The following is a 23,215-nucleotide window of genomic DNA, read 5'->3' as shown; positions in this document are numbered from 1 at the left end:
ACCATCGTCAAGACCGAATAAAAGTAGTATTATGATTAAAACAGACATCATTATAATTGGAGCGGGACCCACAGGATTGTTCACCGTTTTTGAAGCAGGTTTGCTAAAGCTGAAATGTCATTTGATTGACGCCTTGGCCCAACCGGGAGGACAGTGTTCCGAGATTTATCCAAAAAAACCCATTTACGATATTCCAGCCTATCCCGAGATTTTGGCAGGGGACTTGGTGAGCAAGTTGATGGAGCAGATAAAACCTTTTGAACCAGGATTTACCTTGGGTGAACGTGCCGAAACTTTGGACAAGCAAGAGGATGGGTCTTTTATTGTCACAACCAGTAAGGGTACCCAGCACCATGCCCCCGTTGTGGTCATTGCAGGGGGATTGGGTTCTTTTGAGCCTAGAAAACCTTTGATAGCCAACCTTAACTTGTTTGAGAGTAAAGGGGTGGAGTATATGATCAAAGACCCTGAGGTGTTCCGTAACAAGAAAGTGGTCATTTCAGGAGGTGGGGATTCCGCTTTGGATTGGTCTATTTTCTTGGCCGATGTAGCTTCCGAAGTTTCTTTGGTACACCGAAGAAATGAGTTTAGAGGCGCTTTGGACTCTGTGGAAAAAGCGAGGGAATTGGCCAAATTGGGCAAGATCCAACTCTACACCGAAGCTGAGGTGAAGGAAATCCATGGGAAGGAAGATCTTCAGGCGGTCGTGATCAAGTATAATGATGAGACCAAGGAAGAAAGTTATGTGGAAACCGATTACTTCATTCCGTTGTTCGGTTTGTCCCCAAAGCTGGGACCTATCGGCAATTGGGGACTGGAGATCGAAAAGAATGCCATCAAGGTGAACAATGCAAAGGATTATCAGACCAACATCCCTGGTGTATTTGCCATTGGTGATGTTAACACCTATGAAGGTAAGTTGAAATTGATTTTGTCCGGTTTTCATGAAGCGGCCGTAATGTGCCAGTATGCCTATCAGATTATCAATCCAGATAAGCGCTACGTCATGAAATATACCACGGTAGGAGGTGTGGAAGGATTCGATGGATCCAAAAAAGAAGCTAAAAAAGAAGTAGTACAGAGTATCTCATAATAGATACGGATTACTAAAGTAAAGGCACCCTTCAAAAGGCATTTGGAGGGTGTTTTGTTTTATGGTGTATATTTGAATTTTACAATCCAATGCAAAGCCTTTTTACCTTACGGGATTTTTATAGCAATCATGGTTTGCCCATTCCTGAAAATATAGGAAAGGATATTGGGCATTTCAATGTATTTAAGATTGATGAATACATAGCTCGCCTTAAAAGTGGTGAAATGCGCTATGACAGACGCTCGTATTTTAAGATCAGTCTCATCAATGGAAGAAATAGGGCAGAGTATGCAGACAAGGTCATCCATATAGAAAACAAGGCGCTTTTGTTTGCTTCTCCCAAGATTCCGTACCATTATGTGCCACAGGATAAAGTTCAATCGGGATACTTCTGTGTGTTTACCGATACCTTTCTTTCCAAGGATAAAAGTGGGGTCATTTTGGATAATCTTCCGTTGTTTCAGCCAGGGGGCTATCCCATATTCAATATTTCAGATGAGGATTACGCTGAATTGGAACAACTTTTCAAAAAAATAGATGGGGAACTTTCTTCGGACTACGTGTATAAGTTCGACCTTATCCGGGCCTATGTGGTGGAGTTGTTGCATCTCGGCCAGAAATTGCATCCCGTCCAAGCCCAGGAAAACAACAAAAATGCCGCTACCCGAATCACGGATCTGTTTGTGGAACTGTTGGAACGCCAATTTCCTATCAATTCCCCGGTACAGCGATTAGGCTTGAAAACCGCCCAGGATTTTGCTGAACGATTGGCGGTGCATGCCAATCACCTGAACAAGGTGCTGAAAGAGACTACGGGAAGTACCACGACTGCCATTATCCATTCCCGAATTTTTGAGGAAGCCAAGATTTTGCTTAACAATACGGATTGGAACGTTTCCGAGATTGCCTTCAGTTTGGGGTTTGAGGAAGTGGCTCATTTCTCCAATTTCTTCAAAAAACACGCCGCACTATCCCCTTTGCACTACCGTGCAGGGGCAAAAGTTTGATTTTTACAAAAAGTGGATTGATGGTTGCAATTCCTTCGGAAGGGCATGGATGATCTTTGTCCCATACTTAAAAATTCATATAAAATGGGAAATTCAAAGATTGCATTGGTGACCGGGGGCAGTAGAGGCCTCGGTGAAAATATGGCCATCAGTTTGGCCCAAAAGGGGTTGGATGTGATATTGACCTATCGGAGTAATAAGGATGAGGCCCAAAAAACAGTCCACGAAGTGGAACAATTGAGGCAAAAAGCCCATGCGCTTCAACTGGATGTGGCTGATATGGGTAGTTTTGATGCTTTTGTCCAAGAGGTCAAGAAAGTGCTCAAATCCCAATTTGGGACGGAAAAAATTGATTTTTTGATCAACAATGCCGGTATTGGTATTAACGCCACCATAAGTGAAACCACGGAGGAACAGTTTGATACCTTGGTGGACATTCACTTCAAAGGAGCATTTTTCTTGACGCAGAAGCTGTTGCCCCTATTGGCGGATGGAGGTGGAATCGTAAACATTTCTAGTGGTTTGGCACGGTTTTCACTTCCCGGTTTTTCGGTCTATGGCTCCTTGAAAGCGGCCATGGAAGCTCTTACCAGATACCAGGCCAAGGAATTGGGAGCAAGAAAAATCAGGTCCAACGTGGTTGCACCGGGAGCCATTGAAACCGATTTCGGAGGTGGCGTCAATAAAACTGATGAGGAAAAGAGAGCGATTATTGCCAATGTTACGGCTTTAGGTAGGGTTGGAATGCCCGATGACATTGGGGGAGTGGTGGCCTTTTTATGCACGGACGATGCCAAATGGATCAATGGTCAACGCATTGAGGCATCAGGTGGAATGATGATATAACGGATGCTTTCGGTACATTAAAAGGATTGGGTTCTCTCAATCCTTTTTTATTGCCCATAAATCCCAAAATTAGTGACTCTTTTTTTGCTTTTCAGTCAGGAGTGCCGTTATTTTGTACCCTAGTTCATTTATAAACTGAAATGGTTATCAAGAAAGGTGGAGGGAATGGACCCTGTGAAACCTTAGCAACCCTCGACTTCGAGAAGGTGCTACATTCTACCCCTGTCCTGAATTGTGCTGAACGTGTTTTGGTATGTTTTGGGAACTCATGGAAGGAAAACCGACCATGGTAAGGGAAGGATAACAAAAATACATTCCTGTTGTATTTCCATATTTTCTTGATACCATTTTATTTCCTGCATAGGGGAAGTTATGTAGTATGGAAAAGATTGAAGACATTTTACAAAAACGCATTTTAGTGCTGGATGGTGCCATGGGTACCATGTTGCAGCGGTATAAGTTCGAGGAAGAGGATTTTAGGGGGGAGCGTTTCAAGGATTGGGAATATCCTTTAAAGGGAAACAACGATTTGTTGTCCTTGACCCAACCTCAGGCCATAGCGGACATCCATCGCAAATATTTTGAGGCAGGCGCCGATATCGTGGAAACCAATACGTTTTCCGGGACTACCATCGCCATGGCCGATTACCACATGGAAGATTTGGTGTACGAGCTCAATTTCGAGTCGGCCCGGATTGCCAAGGAAGTGGCCAACGAGTTTACCGCCAAGGAACCCCATAAACCCAGATTTGTGGCTGGGAGTATAGGTCCCACCAATAAAACGGCCAGCATGTCGCCCGATGTGAATGACCCGGGTTTTAGGGCCATTTCCTTTGATGAATTACGTGAAGCCTACAAACAACAGGTGGAAGCCTTGTTGGATGGGGGTTCGGATTTGTTGCTGGTTGAGACTATTTTTGATACCCTCAATGCCAAAGCGGCACTTTTTGCCATAGAAGAAGTTAAGGACGAACGTAATATCGATGTGCCTATCATGGTCAGTGGAACCATTACGGATGCTTCAGGGCGGACCTTATCCGGACAGACCGCCGAGGCTTTTTTGATTTCGGTTTCCCATATCCCCATTTTGTCAGTTGGCTTTAACTGTGCCTTGGGGGCCAAACAGTTGGTTCCGCACTTGGAAGTGATTTCGGCCAAGTCGGACTTTGCCACATCGGCCCATCCAAATGCCGGTTTGCCCAATGCCTTTGGGGAATATGATGAAACCCCGGAGCAAATGGCATCACAGATCAAAGAGTATTTGGAAAAAGGATTGGTGAACATTGTGGGGGGGTGCTGTGGTACTACGCCGGAGCACATCAAAGCAATTGTAGAATTGACCAAACAATATTCACCCAGAAAATTAAAACCGACCCATGAAACGCATGTATAATATAATGATGGTTTTAGGGGTCTTGGCGACCTTGGCTTCCTGTGGAAAAAAGGAAAAGGCCGAAGATACCATTTCAACTCCGATCGAAGAAGGGAAAGGTATCATGGGCACATGGAAACTGGTCTATGGTGAGGTAAAGACCGAGGACTCCTTGGAAGTAAAGGATTTGTCCAATACCGAGTTCGTAAAGATTTTGAATGAGGACCATTTTGCCTTTTTCAATCAAGTGAAGGATACCGCAGATGGATTTTATGGCGGTGGAGGAACGTACAGCTTGGATGGGGACACCTACAAAGAACGATTGGATTATGTGGGTGTGAAGGAAATAAGGGGGCACGAGTTTACTTTCAATGTGGAGATCAAGGGAGATACCTTGATTCAATCTGGGGTTGAGGATGTACCCGAAGCCGGTATAAAGCGGCATATTGTGGAAAAATATATTAGGATCAAGTAAGGAAGAGATACATGGCCCAAACAAGAGCTTTAAAACTATCAGGTCTGGAACCGTTGGTCGTTACCCCGGAAAGTAATTTCATCAATGTGGGGGAGCGAACCAATGTGGCAGGCTCCAAGAGGTTTCTTAGGCTTATCAAGGAAGAAAAGTTTGATGAAGCCCTAGAGATCGCCCGTCATCAGGTAGAGGGAGGAGCACAGATCATAGATGTGAATATGGATGATGGATTGATTGATGGCAAAGCAGCTATGGTCAAGTTCCTGAACCTTATCGTATCCGAACCGGACATTGCCCGCGTTCCTATCATGATCGATAGTTCCAAATGGGAGATCATCGAGGCAGGTCTCCAAGTGGTACAGGGAAAATGTGTGGTCAATTCCATCAGCCTGAAAGAAGGAGAAGAGGAGTTTGTACATCATGCCAAACTCATCAAGCGTTATGGGGCGGCCGTAATTGTCATGGCTTTTGATGAGGTAGGACAGGCGGATACCTATGAACGCCGAATCGAAATTGCCAAACGTTCCTACGATATCTTGGTCAACCAAGTGAAATTTGCCCCGGAAGATATCATTTTCGACCTCAATATTTTTCCTGTGGCAACGGGAATGGAGGAACACAGGCGCAATGCCCTTGACTTCATCGAAGGCACCAAATGGGTCCGTGAGAACCTACCTTATTGTAGTGTAAGTGGAGGGGTCAGTAATGTATCTTTCTCCTTTCGTGGGAACAACCCTGTACGTGAGGCCATGCATTCCGCTTTCTTGTTCCATGCCATCAAGGCGGGAATGAACATGGGAATTGTAAATCCGGCCATGCTGGAGGTGTATGACGATATTCCGAAAGACCTTTTGGAGCACGTTGAGGATGTTTTGCTCGATAGACGGGATGATGCCACCGAACGCCTTTTGGAATTTGCCGAAACCGTGGTGGGAACGGCCAAGGAAAGCAAAGTGGACCTGTCATGGCGGGAAGACCCCTTGCAGGATAGGATTACAAGGGCTTTGGTGAAGGGAATAGATCAATACATTGTTGAAGACGTAGAGGAAGCCCGTCAAAATGCCAAAAGACCTTTGGAGGTGATTGAGGGCAACCTGATGACGGGAATGAATGTGGTAGGAGATCTGTTTGGAAGCGGAAAAATGTTTTTGCCCCAGGTGGTAAAATCGGCCCGGGTGATGAAAAGAGCAGTGGCCTACCTTACCCCATATATTGAGGCGTCCAAGGATGCCAATGCCAAGGCGGCCGGAAAAATATTGATGGCCACCGTGAAAGGGGATGTCCATGATATTGGAAAGAACATTGTTAGTGTGGTACTGGCCTGCAACAATTATGAGATTGTGGATATGGGCGTTATGGTGCCGCCTGAAAAAATTATCAATAAGGCGAAAGAGGAACAAGTAGATATTATTGGCTTGAGTGGATTGATCACACCGTCATTGGATGAGATGGTCTTTTTGGCCAAGGAAATGGAACGACAAGATTTTGAAGTTCCCCTTTTGATTGGTGGGGCCACTACCAGTAAGGCCCATACCGCGGTTAAGATTGATCCCGTTTACAGTAATGCGGTGGTCCATGTCAATGATGCTTCGCGGGCAGTGACCGTGGTGGGCGATTTGTTGCAGACCGAAACCTCGGATGCCTACAAAAAGTCCATCAAATTGGATTATGAAAGCTTTAGGGACAAGTTTTTGGGAAGGTCCAAACAGAAAACCTATTTGAGCTTGGAGGAAGCCCGAAAGAACAAACTCCAAATCGATTGGGATTTAAAGGATATTGTGGTTCCCAAGCAACTTGGTATTGAGGTCTGGGAGGATTTCGACCTGAAAAAATTGAAAGAGTTTATAGATTGGAGTCCCTTTTTCCGAAGCTGGGGATTACATGGAAAATATCCGGATATCCTAACCGATAAGGTTGTAGGGGAACAGGCCACGGAACTTTTTAAGGATGCCCAGGTCATGCTTAAGAAGGTGTTTGATGAAAAATGGTTGACCGCCAAGGCCATCTTTGGCTTGTTTCCGGCCAATCAGGTGAATGACGATGATATTGAGCTTCAGACAGGGTCACTGGATGGTTCTAGTGCGGAAGGGAACGATACAACCATGTTCAGGACCCTTCGGCAACAGCTCAAAAAGAGGGATGGGGTGCCCAACATTGCCCTTGCGGATTTTATCGCTCCCAAGGATAGTGGCCTGCAGGATTATATGGGCTGTTTTTGCGTCTCCACCGGTTTTGGGACCCAAGAACTTGCGGCTGATTTTGAGAAAAAGCATGATGATTACAACTCCATTATGATCAAAGCCATTGCCGATCGTTTGGCAGAGGCCTTTGCGGAATATCTGCATAGAGAGGTGCGAACCAAATTCTGGGGCTATGCTGCCGCAGAATCCCTGTCCAACGATGAACTTATTGAGGAAAAGTACTTAGGAATCCGACCTGCACCGGGATATCCGGCCTGCCCAGACCATTTGGAGAAGCTTACCATTTGGGAATTATTGGGGGTCAAGGAGAAAATAGGGGTGGAACTTACCGAAAGTTTGGCCATGTGGCCTGCAGCGAGTGTAAGTGGTTATTATTTTGCACATCCGAAGGCAAAATATTTCGGATTGGGAAAAATAGAGCAAGATCAAGTGGAGGATTTTGCAAAACGAAAGAATATTGAATTGGAGAAAGCCCAAAAATGGCTGGCTCCCAACATAGTTGAAGGCTAAAAAATCAATAGTTGATGGTTATTTGTTGATTGTATTATGGAGTATACGGATTTAGATGTTTGGATAGCGTCCCGAAAGCTTGTCAATTCAACATATGATTTGACCAAATCCTTTCCTGCAGAAGAAAAATATGGATTGGCGAATCAAATGAGAAGGAGCAGCATATCGGTTCCTTCAAATATCGCAGAGGGATGTGGTAGGCGAACTCCGGCAGATACAATCCAATTTTTGCATATAGCCAGAGGTTCCTTATACGAACTGGAAACGCAACTTTATCTAGCTTTTGACCAAAAATACTTGAATGAATCCGGATTGAAGTTTCTTCTTTCCGAAATCAAAACGTGTAAAAAGTTGTTGAATGGCTTTATCAATTATTATTCAAAGTTGTGAATGGCTATCAACAAACAACAAAAAACAGACAACTAATTTCAATGAAAGTAACCGACCATATTAAAAAGGCAAAAGGGAAAACCCTTTTTAGTTTTGAGATCATCCCTCCGGTAAAAGGGAAGAGCATTCAGGAGCTGTACGATAACATTGATCCCTTGATGGAGTTCAAACCTCCGTTCATTGATGTGACCACCTCGCGGGAGGAGTACGTATACATTGACCGCGATGGGCTGCTCGATAAAAAACTGACCCGGATGCGTCCCGGGACTTTGGGCATCTGTGCATCCATCAAACACAAATATGATGTGGATACCGTACCCCATGTGCTTTGTGGAGGTTTTACCAAAGAGGAGACCGAATACCTATTGGTGGACTGTCATTATTTGGGAATAGAAAATGTGATGGCGCTACGAGGTGACGCCATGAAGGAGGAAAAGTATTTTGCCCCAACACGGGGAGGCCATCAATATGCGTCAGAGTTGGTAAAGCAGATTCATGACATCAACGGTGGAAACTATTTGCACGAGGTCATAGAAACCGATGACTGTGCCAGTTTCTGTATTGGAGTGGCCGGGTATCCGGAAAAACACATGGAAGCCCCTTCCTTGCAATCGGATTTGAGGCGATTGAAGGAAAAAGTGGACTTGGGCGCAGATTATGTGGTGACACAAATGTTTTTTGACAATCAAAAATTCTTTGCCTTTGTGGAGGCGGCGCGGGAGATGGGAATCAATGTGCCCATTATTCCTGGAATTAAGCCCATTGCCGTCAAAAGGCACTTGCAATTGTTGCCCCAAGTGTTTCGGGTGGACATTCCGCAGGATTTGGTGGATGCCGTGGATGCCTGCAAGACCAACAAAGACGTGCGCCAAGTGGGTGTGGAATGGTGTATTCAACAATCCAAGGAACTCAAGGAAGCGGGAGTGCCAGTTTTGCACTATTATTCTATGGGGAAATCGGATAATATCAAGGCAGTTGCCAAGGAGGTATTTTAATTTCCTACTTTAGCGGCCCATGAGGCACCTACTTTTTTTGGTTATTGTTTTCTGTGGTTATTTTGGATTTTCCCAAAAAGGGGAGACTCCCAAGAAGTATGTGCTGGACGCCAGTCAGTTCTATGGTTCCATTTTATTGCACAACCCGGATATTTCACATTTGATTACGGCCCATCCCGGAGGGATTATTTTGGGATTCAACCGAAAACGTTTTGGACATGAGGATTGGGAGGCCAGTTTAGGGTATCCTGATACGGGCTTTTCGTTTGTGTATCAGGACATGAACAATCCTACCTTGGGCAAGCACTTTGGGTTGTATGCCCACTACAATTTCTATTTTTTAAGGAGAAACCTACAATTTCGGATAGGGCAAGGGGTGGCCTATAACACCAACCCATATGACAAGGCCGCAAATTTTAGGAACAATGCCTACGGAAGCCATTTGTTGAGTTCCACCATGGTCATGTTCAATTATCACAAAGAAAATCTATTGGCCGGACTGGGATTCAAAGCAGGGATTTCCCTAATCCATTATTCCAACGCCAATTTTAAGGCGCCCAATACCTCTACCAATACCATGGCTCTGAATTTTGGACTCACCTATGATTTGGATGGTGGTGAAACCTTTGAGTTTCAAGAACCAAGACCTCAAGAGAAGATTGTTGAGCCCATCCGATATAATTTTGTACTGCGCGGTGGTGTGAACGAGAGTGATGTAATCAACTCGGGACAGTATGGCTTTTGGATTTTGTCCGCCTATGCTGATAAGCGGTTGGGCAACAAAAGTGCCCTGCAACTGGGAACAGATGTGTTCTTTTCCAACTTTTTGAAGGAATTGATTCGGTTTCAATCCACTTCCTTTCCCGAAATGGATGTGGCCCCGGATACCGATTTCAAGCGTGTGGGTGTATTTGTAGGTCATGAACTCTTTATCAACAAAATGAGCGTAGTGGCCCAATTGGGATACTATGTATATTATCCCTTCGATTTTGAAGGTCAGGTATACAATCGTGTAGGGTTAAAACGGTACTTTGGAGACAAGCTATTTGGTGCCGTGACCTTAAAATCGCACGGGGCAAAGGCAGAAGCAGTGGAATTTGGAATCGGGATTAGATTATAGGGATGATGGAAATTGCGAGAAGATATAAAAGAAGCAAGAATGTCACCTCGAGCGCAGTCGAGAGGTCTTGCGTTGCGCTACTTCTACTGTTGTTGCTTTCCTGCAATGGGGACAATGTGCCCGATTGTTTTCAAAATGCAGGGGATACGGTCCGTTTGACCGTGGATCTGCCCGAATTCAGTACCATTACGGTTTTTGAAAATCTCAATGTGGTGCTCAAACAAGGTGAGGAACAACGTGTTGAAATTGAAACGGGGGAGTTCCTTCAGAGTGATGTATCAGTAGAGGTCAAGGACAATCGACTCATTGTACGAAACGAAAACAGCTGCAATTATGTTCGAAAGTATGGTTTGACCACCGTTTATGTAACATCGCCCAATATTACTGAAATACGGAGCAGTACGGGACTCTTGATTTCCAGTGATGGACTCTTGCAATATCCAAACCTATCCTTGATTACCGAAAGTTTCAATAATCCGGAAACCGAGACCACGGATGGTTCCTTTGATCTGCAGTTGGATGCCGAAAGGGTCAGCATTGTGGTAAATGGCATTGCCTATTTTAAGTTGGTAGGGACTACCACTGATTTTAATGTAACCATTGCCGCTGGGGACTCGAGAATAGAAGCGGAGAACCTTGTAGCTCAACGTGTAAGCCTTAACCATAGAGGCTCAAATGATGTTTTTGTCAACCCACAACAACGCATCAGTGGGACAATTAGTGGGACAGGTGATGTGATCAGTGTAAACCACCCTCCAGAGATTGAGGTGGAGGAACTCTTCAATGGTCGATTGATCTTCAAGGATTGATATTTGGCTTCAACTTATGGGAAAATCCATGGATGCCACCTAATTTCTCATTACTTTCGAAAGTATCAAACCTAGACCTTTGAAGTCTGTGTTCACGTATTTAAAAAAACTATTCTATTCAGGCCCCAAGGTCAAATCCATTGAGGGGCTCCAAGGATGGGAAAGAGCGGATGCACTCTTTCACAACTTGGCTGTGGAAGGGAAAATTCCCGGTATGGCCGTTACCATTCTTGAAAACGGCAGTCCCATACTCCAGAAGGGATATGGTTATGCCCGTATGGAACAGAAAACTTTGGTAGACCCCAAGAATACTTTGTTTCGTATTGCCAGTATTTCCAAATGCATTACCGGATTGGCTTTGGGCAAGATGGTGGAGGAGGGAATTCTGAATTTGGACGATTCGTTCTATACCTACGTACCTTATTTTCCAAGGAAAAAGTATGATTTCACCTTGCGCCAATTGGCAAGTCATACGGCGGGTATTCGTGGCTATCGCGGAAAGGAATATGCCCTGAACCGGCCTTTTGGAATTAAGGATAGCATTAGTGTGTTTCAGGATGATCCCTTGGTCTTTGAGCCGGGAAAGGGGTATCTGTACAATAGTTTTGACTTTGTATTGCTCTCTTTGGCCATGCAAGGGGCTTGCGGTATGCCCTTTGAGGATTATGTGGAACAAAAAGTACTGCATCCGCTGGGGATGCTGCATACATTCCCTCCAAAAACAGGCGACACTGATACTTCGGCCCAATGGTATACCAAGACTGCTTTGTGTTTTAAAAAGGCCGTTGAGGTGGATAATTTCTATAAGTTGGCCGGTGGAGGGTATTTATCTACTAGCGAGGATGTAGCTCGATTGGGACAAGCCATTCTGGACCAAAAACTACTTCAAAAGGAAACCTATGATATGCTCTTGACCGCACAAGAAGTCAATGGAGAGTCCACCTACTATGGTTTGGGCTTCCAAGTGAGCCAAGACGCCCAAGGTAGACCCTTTGTGGGCCATGTGGGAAGCAGCGTTGGGGCATATACTAACTTTTACGTATATCCTAATGACAAAGTGGTAGTTTCTGTGTTGATCAATTGTACCGATCCCAAGGTGCAGCAGACTTTGGATGATGCCATTACAGCCATTTTGGATTTGCGAAGCTTATGATTTTTGCTGAAATTTATTCCAAATGAGAAGGATCTTGAAATTTATACGCCTGTTCACCGGAGCTTTTTTGCTTTTGGCGATTTCTTCTTCCTATGCCAATGAGTCAAAGTTTTCCTTGGAACAGATTGAGGTTGAAAAAGATAGCCTTTCTGATGGCTTAAGCACCCAAGAATGGAAAAAGTTCAAATATTTTGAGGATCAGTTGGAGGCTTCCACCTTATCGACCAAGGAAAAAGAAAGCCAATTGGCAGGATATGCCCGGGATTCCCTGAATATTTTAAAGGTGAAACTGGTCGCCATCAAGGTTCTGGACCAAAAGAATCTTTTGGACAGGGATATTGCTGAAAATATAGCATACTACACCTCGTTGCTTACGGATTTTAAGGAAAGTGATATCGCGCCATTGGAATACCGTTTCCTTGAAGAGAAATTGGCTTACCTGAATCAGGATGCCCTTGGGCGGGAGTTACAGTGGAGTAGAGGGCTGAATATGGGTCTTGCTTTACTGGTACTTTTTCTAGGTTTGGCCATGTGGTTCCAGTATTCGAAGCGGAAAAAAGGGGCCACTCCCCAATTGAGCAAGCAGGAGACTTTGGTACATGGTCTTATTGTGCAGGGAAAGAGCAATAAAGAAATTGCCAACGAGCTATTTATAAGCTTGAGCACCGTTAAAAGCCATATTACCAGTATCTATGGCAAGCTCAATGTCACCGGAAGGCAGGAACTTCTAAAAAATAGTACGGGTACTAGCACCTAAACCGTACCCCAAATTCTTTACATCAAATCTTTTGCAAGCTTTTTTTGTCTCAAAAACAGATGGTATTGAAACATGCAATTTGGTGGGTGCTTCTTGGGGTGCAATTTTTACAAGGGCAAGAACAGATTTCTCTAAAGGGAAAGGTTTTGGATAGGAACAAGGTCCCGGTGGACATCGGGGATGTGTTGCTCTTGGTTCCCGAAACTAGGGAGTTGGTATCCTATACTACATTGGTACAGGGAAATTTTGCTTTTAAAGAGGTGCCCAAGGGCGAATACCTATTGGAAATCTCCGCCTTGGGATATACCACATTCTCCAATGAATATGCGCTCCATGGTTCGTTGGAAGTGGTAATTCAACTGGAGGAAGAGACCACCGACCTGGAAAATGTCGAAGTGGTGGCATCCAAGAATCCGATTACCAACACCAATGGAAATTTTAAGATTGATGTACAGAATCCTGTTTTTTCAGCCATGGTAGACCCTCTGGAGGTATTGATGAAACTCCCCAATGTTCAGGTTTCACCAAATAGGGAGTCCATTTCGGTCCTTATGAAAGGAACACCCTTAATCTATCTGGGCAATCAAAGAATTAGTTTTGGGGAGTTTGCTGCCTTATCGGTAGACTCCATTGAAAGTATCGAGCTTATCAACAATCCTTCGCCAAAGTATGAAGCTGAGGGGCGGGCGGTGATTTTGATTCAGCTTAGGAAAAATAATGACAAAGGCACCACAGTAACGTTGGGTGAAACACTTTCTTTCAGACAAAACACCAACAACTATATCAGCACCAATGGGAATCATTCCAACGGAAAATGGAACCTTCGGGGAAATCTTAATTACAATACCATTGGCCAATGGGAGAGTAATACCTTTGCATTTGTCATTCCTGCGGAGAATATCCGTTCCGATTATTTGGTGCTCATCCCGGATAACAAGAGGATGCAAATCAATAGTGGACTGGGATTCTATTATCCCATCAACACCAACGACTATATTTCTTTGAATACCATTTTTCGCCGTCAAACCGATGATGCGGGTTTTGAAACCAACACGGTTCTTCAAAGTGGGGGTGAGACTAATGAAATCACGTCTGAAACGGAGAATGATAACCGGAGGGATTATTTTAGTGCCAACTTCAATTTCAACAAAAGGCTTACTGAAAACTTGAACCTTTTTACGGGAATCCAATATTCCTCTTTTGATCAAAAGCTGCTAACGGATATTGCAAACGACTACAATGATGAAGGCTTGGTACTGGACCAAACCAGAAACCAGGATTATAAAATTGAATCCTTGGCGGCCCGTTTGGATTTTGAACAGGTGATTTCCGAAAATTTGCAATTGGATTTCGGGACAAGCTGGAACGAGGCCAAAGCTGATGCGTTCAGTCAGATTGATCAACCTGAATCAGCCAATGAGAACGTTACCAACTACGATTATAAAGAAAGTCTTTATGCCATTTATGCAAATGCGGCATCAAGTTTTGGGGAGAAGTTCAAGTTCAATCTGGGAGCCAGGGTGGAGTATAATCAAGTTGAGGGCCAGCTTGAAAAGGACCTGCAACCTTTGGTTGAACGTGAAAATACCCGGGTTTTTCCCAAAGTGGGCTTGAATTTTACCATAGACAGTACCAAAACTCTTTCGTTAAACTACTCCAGAAACATCAATCGGCCCAATTTTTCCCGAACCAGTTCCGTGAGGGTGTTCATAAACCCCTTTTTGGAAGCAGGGAACAATGTGGATTTGATACCTACGATTACCAATGAAATTTCCACAAATCTTCAGATAGGGAAGACGTCCGTCTTCGGGGGTATCTACACGAATAAGAACCCCAGATATTTTATGATAGGGTACAAAGAAAATGATTCGGCTGCCTTGCTGGCCGAGAATAACCTGGATGAGGAATCGGGGTATTATCTTGGATTGACAGTGCCATTTTTCCATAAAATTTGGTCTTCGACCAATTCAGTGAGCATGACCTACAACAAAATCAAGGATTCATCTGCGATGTTCGCCAAGGCCAAACCCTATCTATACGTCTACACCGATCAACAGTTGAGAGTAATGAAAGATACCATCGTTTCTGTAGGAGGGTATGCTTTGACCCAACGAAAAGAGGGTATCATTGAAAGAAATGGGATGGTAGTGCTGAATGCCTCTGTGACCACCACTTTATTTGAAAAACTGCAATGTGCCCTGCGGTTCAACGATATAACCAAAGCCATGAACTATGGGGAAAGCTATTCCATCAACGGAGTGGAGGCCCATGGAACCTATTACGCAGACGGGCGCGAAATGGCAGTGGCCCTAAAATATAGCTTTGGAGGAACTGCATCCAATACATTTAAAAACAAGGATGTGGATGAGAATCTGGATAGGATCAACTAAAACTCTATCCTTTTGCCAATTTTTCCTCTATTTCTGTAGCAAAGCCTCCACAGAGTTCCAGGGTTTCCTTTACATCATCCAAGGTGGTTCTGGGGTTGATCAAACACATCCGCAATACCACCTGTCCGTGGAGGATGGTGGTGACCAGTAAAGCCTTTCTGGAGGACACCACTTTTTCAGAAATGTACTGGTTGATGCCATCCAGTTCCTTGTCGGTATACCTTTTGGAAATGGGATTGTACCTAAAATTGATGACGGCCAAAGTAGCCGGAAAAACTACTTCCCAACGTTTGCTCTTGCGTAAAATACCCTCTGTGGCCTCGGCAAGCTCAATGTTATAGGTGATGGCATTCCGGAATTCTTTGAGACCAAAGGTCTTTAGAGACATGTAAAACTTGAGTGCCCTAAACCTTCGGGTCAACTGGATACCGTGATCGTAAAAGTTGATTTCAGACGTGTTCCCCTCAATGTCCCTCAAGTATTCAGGCTTTTCGGTAAAGGTGTGGCTCAGATATTTGTGGTTGCGGACCAATAAACAGCCCATTTCATAGGGTTGATAAAACCATTTGTGGGGATCTACAGTAAGCGAATCTGCTTTTTCGATGCCCTTCATCAAAGATTTTCCTGTTTTTGATAAGATAGCCGCTGCGCCGTAAGCGCCATCGATATGAAACCAGATATCTTCCTTTTTACAGATGGCCGCCAACTCGGAAAGGGGGTCTACCGTACCCGTATTGGTAGTCCCCGAAGTGGCGATTAGGCAGAAGGGCATAAGACCTTCCAATCGGTCTTTGGCAATACAGTTCTTGAGTTTGTTTACCGAAAATTTAAACTCACTATCTGTGGGGATGATGCGGATCTGTTCTTTTTTGAACCCCAATACGCGAATGGCCTTGATATTGGAGGAATGGGCTTGGTCCGAGAGATAAATGATCGCTTTGGAAAAATCATCCCCACATTTGATTCTTCGGGCAGTGGTCAGGGCAGTTAGATTGGCCATGGAGCCCCCACTGGTGAAAATACCGCCTCCTTTTTTCTTCGGAAAGCCAAAAATCTTCAGCAACCATTGAATGGTAACGATTTCCAACTCCGCTGCGGCCGGGGAAGCTGCCCATCCCCCAGAGAAAATGTTGTATCCCGTGGCAAGGGCATCGGCCATGGCGCTGATATAGTTGCTGGGACCGGGAACAAAGGAATATGATTTGGGGTGCGACATGAGTGTGCTCTTCGTCATGACCTTTTCCAATACAAAATCAAGTACTTCGGTAGGTTCGGTGCCCATTTCGGGTGCTTCTTCTAAAAAGAGGGAGTCCATTTCTTCCCTTGATCCCAAGGCTACGGGTAATTTTTCCTTTTGGGTATCATGGTGCTCCACTATGGCATCAATAATCTGATAGCCATAGGAGGTCATTTCTTCTTTCGTAAGTTCCAGTTGGGAACGATTCTTCTTCATGAGGTTGCTTTTGTTTCCAACCGTAAAAGTACCATATTTTGTTGTGGAAGCTAGTTTCAAAGGGGGTGGTTTACCTGTGTGGCCATATATTATTGGTCGGATGAAAAGCAAAAAAATAGAGTTATAATTTTTATTATAAGGAATCCTAACTATATTTGTATAGCAATAGTGCTACAACTTAAAATAAATAAAATGAGTAAAGCAATTTTTTATCATGCAGGCTGCCCTGTATGTGTAGGAGCTGAAAGTGAAATCCTTGATTTAGTGGGAATTGAAAACCTGCATATCGTTCATTTAGGTGAAGAAAAAGACCAAATTCCAGTGGCTGAGGATTTTGGTGTTAAATCGGTTCCTGCTTTGGTGACGCCCAACGGGCATGTATTACATATCAACTTTGGAGCTTCTATGGAAGATGTAAAGTCTTAGTCTGAATTTAATAGTTAGGAATCCTAAATTTATAAAAATGAAAATGTTTCGAACGATTATACTTGGTATTGCAGTTTGTGGTTTTATCCATGATTCCATTGCTCAAGAAAGCAATTATGATACCGATGATTTTGCTATCCAGTCCGTACAAATTTCCCATGACCCAGATTTGGGTGTCCTAGTATGGGAAGTAATGGTCAAAGGTCAAGCAGGTAATACGGTGCCCGTGCCAAACGGACAGTTGGATGGTGCACCCGTTTTAGGTTATGTTTTTCCCACAAGTTTGAAATCCACGGATGTTGGTTTTGGAAATACAGATGGGATTGTGGCTTTGGCCCTAACATCGCATCCAGATTTTGACGACACGCCTCTCTGGGACGAAAACAATGATGCCAATTATACCAATGATGGTATTGTTTGGCATCCCCATTGGGTAATTTTGACTGAGGACAAACGTGTACCGGGAGGGTTGTCGGTAAAACAGTTCAAAAAAGCGGATGAAACTGTAGTACTGCCTCCAACCAATCCCGGAATGCCTATGTATATGGATTCACCAGGATATCCTGTGATCACTAAACGGCAAACCATTAAGGTTGTAGTACCCAAATATCGTATGAACAATAGAACGGATTTTAAGTATGATGGTGTAGCCGCTTTCATGAAGGTGAACACGAGCATTGATAACAAGCCCATGCTGGGGGTGTATCAAGTTTTTAGTGTTGCCAGTGGGGACTTGTCACTACCTTATTCTGTTAGATGAATACCATGAAAGTTTCTGTTTGGGATACCTATGTACATCGTATGGATGGGAATACCATGCACTTTGATATTTTAGTGCCCAGTACGTTGCAGGATACCATTACCATTTTTTCCTATGGTAGGGAGTATTTAGAAACCAAACCTTTCGGGACAGGACAATTATCCACTGAAGAATGTAGGTTTTGCCATATACAAGCTGTGCCAGATGAAGTGGCCTTGAAAATCCAAGAAAAAGGATATTATATTATTGAAATGGAAAATTGCACCTAATTTAATTAGGATTGCTAACTTTGCCTGTCGAAAAGCCTTTGGCAGGCATTGTTTTTTATGAAGAAAAGTATTTTTGATACAAAACAGCAGCAGCAAGATGTTTCCAGCAAAATTGTGGCAGGCCTAGAGCGCATTTCCCAAGCTTTTAAAGTATTGTTATGGGAAAAAGCCAAAAGTTTGGGGCTTAGCCCCATTCAAATTCAAATCCTGATTTTTGTGGCCTATCACAAAACAGGCTACAACAATGTTAGTTTTTTGGCCAAGGAATTCAATGTAACAAAGCCAACTATTAGCGATGCCATTAAAGTTTTGGAAAGAAAAGGTCTTATCACAAAGGACCACTCTTCTGAAGATAGTAGGAGTTACTCCATTTTCTTGTCGGACAAGGGAAAGCAAATGGTAGCGCAAACCGAAGATTTTGCCAACCCCTTGGCATCGCAATTGGAGAGCGTATCCAACGGTGAAAAGGAAACGCTGTTCAAGACCTTGGGCAACCTTATTTATCAGTTGAACCAGCAGGGAATCCTAACGGTGCAACGAACTTGTTTTGCCTGTAAATTTTATACAAAAGATGGCACCGGTCACTATTGTCGCTTACTGGAAAGAAAGTTAAGGCATTCCGATATCCGCTTGGATTGTGATGAATTCCAAGAAAAAGCTTAGATCACCTATGCGAAAACAAGATATTGAAAACAGGGAGGATGTTTCAAAATTGGTACACCGTTTCTATGAGAAAGTTCGCGCCGATGCCGAGATAGGACATTTTTTTAATACTACCATTACGGACTGGCCCGAACACATGGAAAAACTGACCGATTTTTGGGAAACCAATTTATTCTTTGTCCAAAAATATAAAGGGAACCCCTTGTTGGTGCATGCTGAGTTGGATAAGGAAAAGGGGTATTCCATAACCGATTATCATTTTGGAATATGGCTACGCCATTGGATAGCTACTTTGGATACGTATTTTATTGGTCCAAATGCGGAGAAGGCCAAGCAGCGGGCCAGAAACATCAGTGTTCGTATGTTCATCACCATTTTTGAACAGCGAAAAAGGGACGGTGTACTCAATCAATCCAAAGATTAGCGGGTAAGTTCGGTGAACAGACTTTCCAGATTTTTGTTCTTTCGGCTAAGTTGCAAGGTTTTTAATTGATTGTCGTGGGCAAAATCAAATACCGCAGGACGCATATCGGTTGAGGTGTTAAAACTGATTTCATAAACAAAACCTCCTACATTCATGACATTGGAAACATTCGGCAGCTGCATAAGCAATTGTTCCTCTACCCGAAAATCAAACTCAACTTCGATAATTTGCTCCTCTGATGTGCGCAGCTCCTCCAACTTCTTATCCGCAACAAGTTTACCTTTGTTGATAATGATGACCCGATCACAAACCGCTTCTACCTCTTTCATGATATGGGTAGACAGGAGAATGGTCTTTTCTTTTCCAATTTCCCGAATCAGTTTTCGAATCTCTATCAATTGATTGGGATCAAGGCCAGTAGTAGGTTCGTCCAAAATCAATACCTCAGGGTTATGGAGCAATGCAGCTGCCAGTCCCACACGTTGACGGTATCCTTTGGAAAGCTGACCAATTTTTTTGTGGGCTTCAGGGCCCAATCCTGTTTGTTCAATAACTTCCTGTACCTTATTCTTGGATACGTGGTATACATCGGCATTAAAGGATAGGTACTCCTTTACATACATTTCCAGATAGAGTGGATTGTGCTCGGGAAGGTATCCTATGCTTTTCTGTACATCGGTTTCCGATTTCAGTATATCGAAACCGTTTACTTCTGCATTTCCGCTGTCTGGTTTATAATAAGTGGTCAAGATGCGCATCATTGTGGATTTTCCCGCACCGTTTGGTCCCAAGAACCCTACAATCTCTCCTTTTTGAATGGAGAAGGAAACATTGTTCAAGGCTTTTTGCGGGCCAAAGCTTTTGGAAACGTTCTGAACAGTGATGGACATGCTTACGTTATTTAAGTCTCAAAAATACATCTTTAGACGTTTCCATAAGATGTAGTAGGCTTTTTTTGAAGCCAGTTTTGTACAATCCGCCCAAACGGGAAAAAATAGAATTTGTCAAAAAATGAAGCTTTTTTTAAATCGAAATGCAACAAAAAATGGTTTTTCGGCAAAAATCGAAAAAAAATGAAGCTTTGCTGTTCGTTTTGGTTTGAATGCCTATATTAGCTGCATATTTATCACGAATGACAACGACGTATTTCTGGAACCGTTTTTATTTTTACTTCTTTTTTCAAGGAGGAACGGGACTATTGTAGATACGCTTAAAGTATATTAACATGATAAAGTCCCGATAAAATCGGGGCTTTTTTTTTGCCATGGGTTTAAAAGTAGCCATTCAGGGAATTAAGGGGTCCAACCACCATCAGGTAGCCAAGGATTTTTTTGGAGACGACATTGAATTATTGGAATGTTTATCCTTTGATGCAATAATTGACCATTTACAAGATGGTACAGCGGACAAAGGGGTTATGGCCATAGAAAATTCCATAGCAGGGTCCATCATACCAAATTATAATTTGGTGTACCACAACAATATGCACATTATTGGAGAACACTATCTGAGCATACACCATAATCTTATGGTACTCAAAGGTGGTTCCATGGAAGATATCAATGAAGTACACTCGCATCCGATGGCTTTATTGCAGTGCAAGGAGTTTTTTAAGGAGTACCCCCAAATAAAACTGGTGGAAAGTGTGGATACGGCGGAAACCGCAAAACGGATCAAGGAAAACCAATTGACCCATATTGCTGCAATAGCACCCAAGATGGCCGCTGAACTTTACGGTTTGGACATTATTGCATCTGAAATCCAGACGATTAAAAATAACGCTACCCGTTTTATCATCTTGAAAAAGAAAAACAAAGTCTTGCCCAAAGAGGAAATCAATAAGGCTTCGCTACGGTTCATTACCGACCATAAAAGAGGAAGTTTGGCCACGGTGTTGAACGTTATGAGTGATTGTAACCTCAACCTCACCAAGATCCAATCCCTTCCGGTCATTGAGACCCCATGGAAGTACGCTTTTTTTGTGGATGTCACTTTTGAGAAGTATGGGCACTTTGCCAAGGCAAAGTCGTTGTTGGATATCATGTCCGAAGATTTTAGGGTCTTGGGCGAATATAAAAATGCATTGTTGATATGATCACCGCAAATAGACTGAATAGTGTTCAGGAATACTACTTCTCAAGAAAATTAAGAGAGGTACGGGAACTTATGGCCCAGGGCAAGCCTATTATAAACATGGGTATTGGAAGTCCTGATTTGGCTCCATCACCAGAGGTGTTGACCACTTTAAGGGATTCCATAACAGACGCTGGTGCGCACCAATACCAAAGTTATCAAGGCTTGCCAGAACTGAGGGCTGCCATTGCAGCGTTCTATCAGCAAAAATTTGGGGTACGTATAGATTCAGCCAATGGGGTTTTGCCTTTGATGGGCTCCAAGGAAGGGATCATGCATATTAGTATGGCATTCTTGAATGTGGGCGATGAGGTGCTCTTGCCCAATCCGGGATACCCTACCTATGGTTCGGTGACCCGATTGGTGGAAGCCGTTCCAAGAACCTACAATCTTTCCGAAGAGAATGGTTGGTTTCCAGACCTAGAGGCACTTTCCAAGGAAGATTTGTCCAAAGTAAAGCTGATGTGGGTAAGTTATCCACACATGCCCACAGGGGCAACGGCCACTTTGGAACAATTGACATCCTTGGTTGATTTTGCCAAGGCGAAAGATATTTTATTGGTCAATGACAATCCTTACAGTTTTGTGTTGTCCAGCAACCCCACCAGTATTTTATCCATAGAAGGGGCCTTGGATTGCACTTTGGAACTGAACAGTTTGAGCAAAACATTCAATATGGCCGGGTGGCGAGTAGGAATGGTGTTGGGAAGTCCGGAGAACATCAATGCGGTGCTCAAAGTAAAGAGCAATATGGACTCCGGTATGTTCTACGGTATTCAAAAAGGGGCCATAGCGGCATTGCAGAGTGGTCCGGAATGGTTCGCGGAATTGGACAAGGTATATACCAAGAGACGAAAGCTCATGTTCCAACTAGCGGATAAATTGGGTTGTAAATATAGCGAAGACGCAGTGGGTATGTTCGTGTGGTGCAAACTACCGGAAGGCGCTCCATCTTCGGAAGCATTTGTGGATGAAGTGTTGTATGACAAAAACATCTTTATTGCTCCAGGTACCATATTTGGGAGCAATGGAGAGGGATATATCCGTTTTTCGCTTTGTGTGAAAGAGGAAAAAATCAAAGAAGCCATAGAAAGATTTTAAGAAATGAACGTAGTCGTCATAGGAATAGGGTTGATCGGAGGTTCTTTTGCCAAAGATGTAAAGCAATTGTTTCCAGAGGCCCATATTATTGGGATTGATAAAAGCGATTCCCATTTGGATGAGGCCTTGGAACTGAACCTTATAGATGAAAAAGGGGATTATGGGGTTTTGGCCTTGGCCGATGTGGTCTATGTGAGCATTCCTGTGAACGCTTTGGTACATGAATTGCCCAAGATTTTGGATGTTGTGGGGGATGAAACGGTTGTTATGGATGCGGGATCCACCAAACGCTTGATTTGCGAATCGGTGGCGGAACACCCCAAGCGGAGAAATTATATGGCATGCCACCCCATTGCGGGAACGGAATTTTCTGGACCTTCCGCAGCTATAAATGGTTTGTACGAAGGAAAGACCAATATTATATGTGAGGTTGAAAAAACGGCCTTCAAGCTTCAGGAAAAGGCATTGGACATTTTTCAAAAGATGCAAATGCGCATTCGGTACATGAATCCAGAGGCCCATGACAAGCATATTGCCTATGTATCGCATTTGTCACATATCAGCTCATTTATGTTGGGAAAAACGGTAATTGAGAAAGAAAAGAACGAACGCGATATTTTTGACATGGCGGGAAGTGGTTTTGAGAGCACGGTGCGTTTGGCCAAAAGTTCCCCGGACATGTGGACCCCCATTTTTGAGCAGAATAGGGACAATGTGGTCGAAACTTTGGAGGAGTACATCCAAAACCTTGAAAATTTTAAACAACTTCTGTTGGACCAAGATTATGATAAGGTGTATACAGAGATGAGCGATACGAATAAGATAAAACAAATATTAAAAGGAATTCCACTCACAAAAAACAGAACATAGT

Annotated in this window: 23 protein-coding genes and 1 riboswitch; of the genes, 21 read left to right on the top strand and 2 right to left on the bottom strand. The window is 43.6% G+C overall.

The genetic code is table 11. From position 1 onward, the window contains the following. Positions 1-31: 31 nt before the first annotated feature. The 13 genes from EZV76_RS10635 to EZV76_RS10575 all read left to right on the top strand — a co-directional run bounded on the left by EZV76_RS10635 (position 32) and on the right by EZV76_RS10575 (position 15,115). Positions 32-1,093 (top strand): NAD(P)/FAD-dependent oxidoreductase, encoded by a 1,062-nt coding sequence (locus tag EZV76_RS10635; RefSeq protein ID WP_136566523.1) that lies wholly within the window; start codon positions 32-34, stop codon positions 1,091-1,093. A gap of 89 nt (positions 1,094-1,182) precedes the next feature. Then, positions 1,183-2,100, top strand: coding sequence for a helix-turn-helix domain-containing protein (locus tag EZV76_RS10630; RefSeq protein WP_136566522.1), 918 nt, complete (start codon positions 1,183-1,185; stop codon positions 2,098-2,100). Between the two features lie 84 nt (positions 2,101-2,184). Further along, positions 2,185-2,946 carry an SDR family NAD(P)-dependent oxidoreductase gene (locus tag EZV76_RS10625; RefSeq protein ID WP_136566521.1) on the top strand — a complete coding sequence of 254 codons (762 nt, stop codon included), beginning with the start codon at positions 2,185-2,187 and terminating at the stop codon, positions 2,944-2,946. Positions 2,947-3,087: 141 nt separating this feature from the next. After that, positions 3,088-3,190, top strand: a riboswitch (SAM riboswitch). Positions 3,191-3,325: 135 nt separating this feature from the next. Next, positions 3,326-4,339 carry a homocysteine S-methyltransferase family protein gene (locus EZV76_RS10620; RefSeq protein WP_136566520.1) on the top strand — a complete coding sequence of 338 codons (1,014 nt, stop codon included), beginning with the start codon at positions 3,326-3,328 and terminating at the stop codon, positions 4,337-4,339. Continuing rightward, the gene (locus EZV76_RS10615) at positions 4,323-4,793 is read left to right on the top strand and encodes a DUF4488 domain-containing protein (protein WP_236640908.1); all 471 of its coding nucleotides are present in this window, start codon (positions 4,323-4,325) and stop codon (positions 4,791-4,793) included. Before EZV76_RS10620 ends, EZV76_RS10615 begins: the two co-directional genes overlap by 17 nt. Positions 4,794-4,804: 11 nt before the next feature. Then, entirely contained in the window at positions 4,805-7,501 is a 2,697-nt protein-coding gene (gene metH, locus EZV76_RS10610) for a methionine synthase (RefSeq protein ID WP_136566519.1), read from the top strand. Positions 7,502-7,537: 36 nt separating this feature from the next. After that, complete coding sequence (locus tag EZV76_RS10605) at positions 7,538-7,891, top strand: four helix bundle protein (protein ID WP_136566518.1); 354 nt, start codon at positions 7,538-7,540, stop codon at positions 7,889-7,891. A 41-nt stretch (positions 7,892-7,932) separates the two neighbouring features. Beyond that, positions 7,933-8,886, top strand: a complete 954-nt coding sequence (gene metF / locus EZV76_RS10600; RefSeq protein ID WP_136566517.1) for a methylenetetrahydrofolate reductase [NAD(P)H] — start codon at positions 7,933-7,935, stop codon at positions 8,884-8,886. Positions 8,887-8,905: 19 nt separating this feature from the next. Continuing rightward, positions 8,906-10,006, top strand: coding sequence for an acyloxyacyl hydrolase (locus EZV76_RS10595; protein ID WP_136566516.1), 1,101 nt, complete (start codon positions 8,906-8,908; stop codon positions 10,004-10,006). Positions 10,007-10,008: 2 nt separating this feature from the next. Beyond that, the gene (locus EZV76_RS10590) at positions 10,009-10,815 is read left to right on the top strand and encodes a head GIN domain-containing protein (protein WP_236640907.1); all 807 of its coding nucleotides are present in this window, start codon (positions 10,009-10,011) and stop codon (positions 10,813-10,815) included. 88 nt (positions 10,816-10,903) lie between these two features. After that, positions 10,904-11,968 (top strand): serine hydrolase domain-containing protein, encoded by a 1,065-nt coding sequence (locus EZV76_RS10585; protein WP_236640909.1) that lies wholly within the window; start codon positions 10,904-10,906, stop codon positions 11,966-11,968. A gap of 22 nt (positions 11,969-11,990) precedes the next feature. Then, complete coding sequence (locus EZV76_RS17315) at positions 11,991-12,725, top strand: response regulator transcription factor (protein ID WP_236640906.1); 735 nt, start codon at positions 11,991-11,993, stop codon at positions 12,723-12,725. Positions 12,726-12,790: 65 nt separating this feature from the next. After that, positions 12,791-15,115: a TonB-dependent receptor domain-containing protein gene (locus EZV76_RS10575; RefSeq protein ID WP_161594406.1), complete on the top strand. Its 2,325-nt coding sequence runs from the start codon at positions 12,791-12,793 to the stop codon at positions 15,113-15,115. Between the two features lie 4 nt (positions 15,116-15,119). Here the strand turns inward: EZV76_RS10575 and EZV76_RS10570 are convergent, their stop codons facing one another. Further along, positions 15,120-16,568 (bottom strand): pyridoxal phosphate-dependent decarboxylase family protein, encoded by a 1,449-nt coding sequence (locus EZV76_RS10570; RefSeq protein ID WP_136566613.1) that lies wholly within the window; start codon positions 16,566-16,568, stop codon positions 15,120-15,122. 192 nt (positions 16,569-16,760) lie between these two features. Between EZV76_RS10570 and EZV76_RS10565 the strand changes: the two genes are divergently transcribed. From EZV76_RS10565 to EZV76_RS10545, 5 genes are read left to right on the top strand one after another with little or no spacing between them, the layout of a single operon-like run. Then, positions 16,761-16,994 (top strand): thioredoxin domain-containing protein, encoded by a 234-nt coding sequence (locus EZV76_RS10565; RefSeq protein ID WP_136566513.1) that lies wholly within the window; start codon positions 16,761-16,763, stop codon positions 16,992-16,994. A 37-nt stretch (positions 16,995-17,031) separates the two neighbouring features. Next, positions 17,032-17,754 carry a hypothetical protein gene (locus EZV76_RS10560; RefSeq protein ID WP_313790960.1) on the top strand — a complete coding sequence of 241 codons (723 nt, stop codon included), beginning with the start codon at positions 17,032-17,034 and terminating at the stop codon, positions 17,752-17,754. Next, the gene (locus EZV76_RS10555) at positions 17,751-18,023 is read left to right on the top strand and encodes a DUF2024 family protein (protein ID WP_313790959.1); all 273 of its coding nucleotides are present in this window, start codon (positions 17,751-17,753) and stop codon (positions 18,021-18,023) included. Before EZV76_RS10560 ends, EZV76_RS10555 begins: the two co-directional genes overlap by 4 nt. Positions 18,024-18,080: 57 nt before the next feature. Continuing rightward, positions 18,081-18,686 carry a MarR family winged helix-turn-helix transcriptional regulator gene (locus tag EZV76_RS10550; protein ID WP_136566511.1) on the top strand — a complete coding sequence of 202 codons (606 nt, stop codon included), beginning with the start codon at positions 18,081-18,083 and terminating at the stop codon, positions 18,684-18,686. 7 nt (positions 18,687-18,693) lie between these two features. Beyond that, positions 18,694-19,110 (top strand): group III truncated hemoglobin, encoded by a 417-nt coding sequence (locus EZV76_RS10545; protein ID WP_136566510.1) that lies wholly within the window; start codon positions 18,694-18,696, stop codon positions 19,108-19,110. On the opposite strand, the gene gldA is transcribed toward EZV76_RS10545, so the two are convergent. Beyond that, positions 19,107-20,000, bottom strand: coding sequence for a gliding motility-associated ABC transporter ATP-binding subunit GldA (gene gldA, locus EZV76_RS10540; protein WP_136566509.1), 894 nt, complete (start codon positions 19,998-20,000; stop codon positions 19,107-19,109). The genes EZV76_RS10545 and gldA overlap by 4 nt on opposite strands. Positions 20,001-20,374: 374 nt before the next feature. Here gldA and EZV76_RS10535 point away from each other — a divergent pair, with 374 nt between their 5' ends. Genes EZV76_RS10535 through EZV76_RS10525 form a run of 3 tightly spaced genes read left to right on the top strand, consistent with a single transcriptional unit; the run spans position 20,375 to position 23,214 of the window. Next, positions 20,375-21,205 (top strand): prephenate dehydratase, encoded by an 831-nt coding sequence (locus tag EZV76_RS10535; protein WP_136566508.1) that lies wholly within the window; start codon positions 20,375-20,377, stop codon positions 21,203-21,205. Then, positions 21,202-22,344: a pyridoxal phosphate-dependent aminotransferase gene (locus tag EZV76_RS10530; protein ID WP_136566507.1), complete on the top strand. Its 1,143-nt coding sequence runs from the start codon at positions 21,202-21,204 to the stop codon at positions 22,342-22,344. The genes EZV76_RS10535 and EZV76_RS10530 overlap by 4 nt, the downstream gene beginning before the upstream one ends. A gap of 3 nt (positions 22,345-22,347) precedes the next feature. After that, entirely contained in the window at positions 22,348-23,214 is an 867-nt protein-coding gene (locus EZV76_RS10525; protein ID WP_136566506.1) for a prephenate dehydrogenase, read from the top strand. Position 23,215: the final 1 nt, after the last annotated feature.

This window comes from Flagellimonas alvinocaridis (assembly GCF_004916895.1).
Lineage (GTDB): Bacteria > Bacteroidota > Bacteroidia > Flavobacteriales > Flavobacteriaceae > Flagellimonas > Flagellimonas alvinocaridis.
The sequence above is the reverse complement of the archived record's forward strand: the minus strand, read 5'-3'. Positions and strand labels throughout refer to the sequence as shown.

Excerpts from the sequence above, each read along its gene's own strand:
- EZV76_RS10525 (WP_136566506.1), top strand. The coding sequence starts at position 22,348 with ATGAACGTAGTCGTCATAGGAATAGGGTTGATCGGAGGTTCTTTTGCC.
- EZV76_RS10605 (WP_136566518.1), top strand. The coding sequence starts at position 7,538 with ATGGAGTATACGGATTTAGATGTTTGGATAGCGTCCCGAAAGCTTGTC.
- EZV76_RS10565 (WP_136566513.1), top strand. The coding sequence starts at position 16,761 with ATGAGTAAAGCAATTTTTTATCATGCAGGCTGCCCTGTATGTGTAGGA.
- EZV76_RS10635 (WP_136566523.1), top strand. The coding sequence starts at position 32 with ATGATTAAAACAGACATCATTATAATTGGAGCGGGACCCACAGGATTG.
- EZV76_RS10570 (WP_136566613.1), bottom strand. The coding sequence starts at position 16,568 with ATGAAGAAGAATCGTTCCCAACTGGAACTTACGAAAGAAGAAATGACC.
- EZV76_RS10550 (WP_136566511.1), top strand. The coding sequence starts at position 18,081 with ATGAAGAAAAGTATTTTTGATACAAAACAGCAGCAGCAAGATGTTTCC.
- EZV76_RS10530 (WP_136566507.1), top strand. The coding sequence starts at position 21,202 with ATGATCACCGCAAATAGACTGAATAGTGTTCAGGAATACTACTTCTCA.
- EZV76_RS10595 (WP_136566516.1), top strand. The coding sequence starts at position 8,906 with ATGAGGCACCTACTTTTTTTGGTTATTGTTTTCTGTGGTTATTTTGGA.
- gldA (WP_136566509.1), bottom strand. The coding sequence starts at position 20,000 with ATGTCCATCACTGTTCAGAACGTTTCCAAAAGCTTTGGCCCGCAAAAA.
- EZV76_RS10590 (WP_236640907.1), top strand. The coding sequence starts at position 10,009 with ATGATGGAAATTGCGAGAAGATATAAAAGAAGCAAGAATGTCACCTCG.
- EZV76_RS10555 (WP_313790959.1), top strand. The coding sequence starts at position 17,751 with ATGAATACCATGAAAGTTTCTGTTTGGGATACCTATGTACATCGTATG.
- EZV76_RS10630 (WP_136566522.1), top strand. The coding sequence starts at position 1,183 with ATGCAAAGCCTTTTTACCTTACGGGATTTTTATAGCAATCATGGTTTG.
- metF (WP_136566517.1), top strand. The coding sequence starts at position 7,933 with ATGAAAGTAACCGACCATATTAAAAAGGCAAAAGGGAAAACCCTTTTT.
- EZV76_RS10560 (WP_313790960.1), top strand. The coding sequence starts at position 17,032 with ATGAAAATGTTTCGAACGATTATACTTGGTATTGCAGTTTGTGGTTTT.
- EZV76_RS17315 (WP_236640906.1), top strand. The coding sequence starts at position 11,991 with ATGAGAAGGATCTTGAAATTTATACGCCTGTTCACCGGAGCTTTTTTG.
- EZV76_RS10535 (WP_136566508.1), top strand. The coding sequence starts at position 20,375 with ATGGGTTTAAAAGTAGCCATTCAGGGAATTAAGGGGTCCAACCACCAT.
- EZV76_RS10615 (WP_236640908.1), top strand. The coding sequence starts at position 4,323 with ATGAAACGCATGTATAATATAATGATGGTTTTAGGGGTCTTGGCGACC.
- EZV76_RS10620 (WP_136566520.1), top strand. The coding sequence starts at position 3,326 with ATGGAAAAGATTGAAGACATTTTACAAAAACGCATTTTAGTGCTGGAT.
- EZV76_RS10625 (WP_136566521.1), top strand. The coding sequence starts at position 2,185 with ATGGGAAATTCAAAGATTGCATTGGTGACCGGGGGCAGTAGAGGCCTC.
- EZV76_RS10545 (WP_136566510.1), top strand. The coding sequence starts at position 18,694 with ATGCGAAAACAAGATATTGAAAACAGGGAGGATGTTTCAAAATTGGTA.
- metH (WP_136566519.1), top strand. The coding sequence starts at position 4,805 with ATGGCCCAAACAAGAGCTTTAAAACTATCAGGTCTGGAACCGTTGGTC.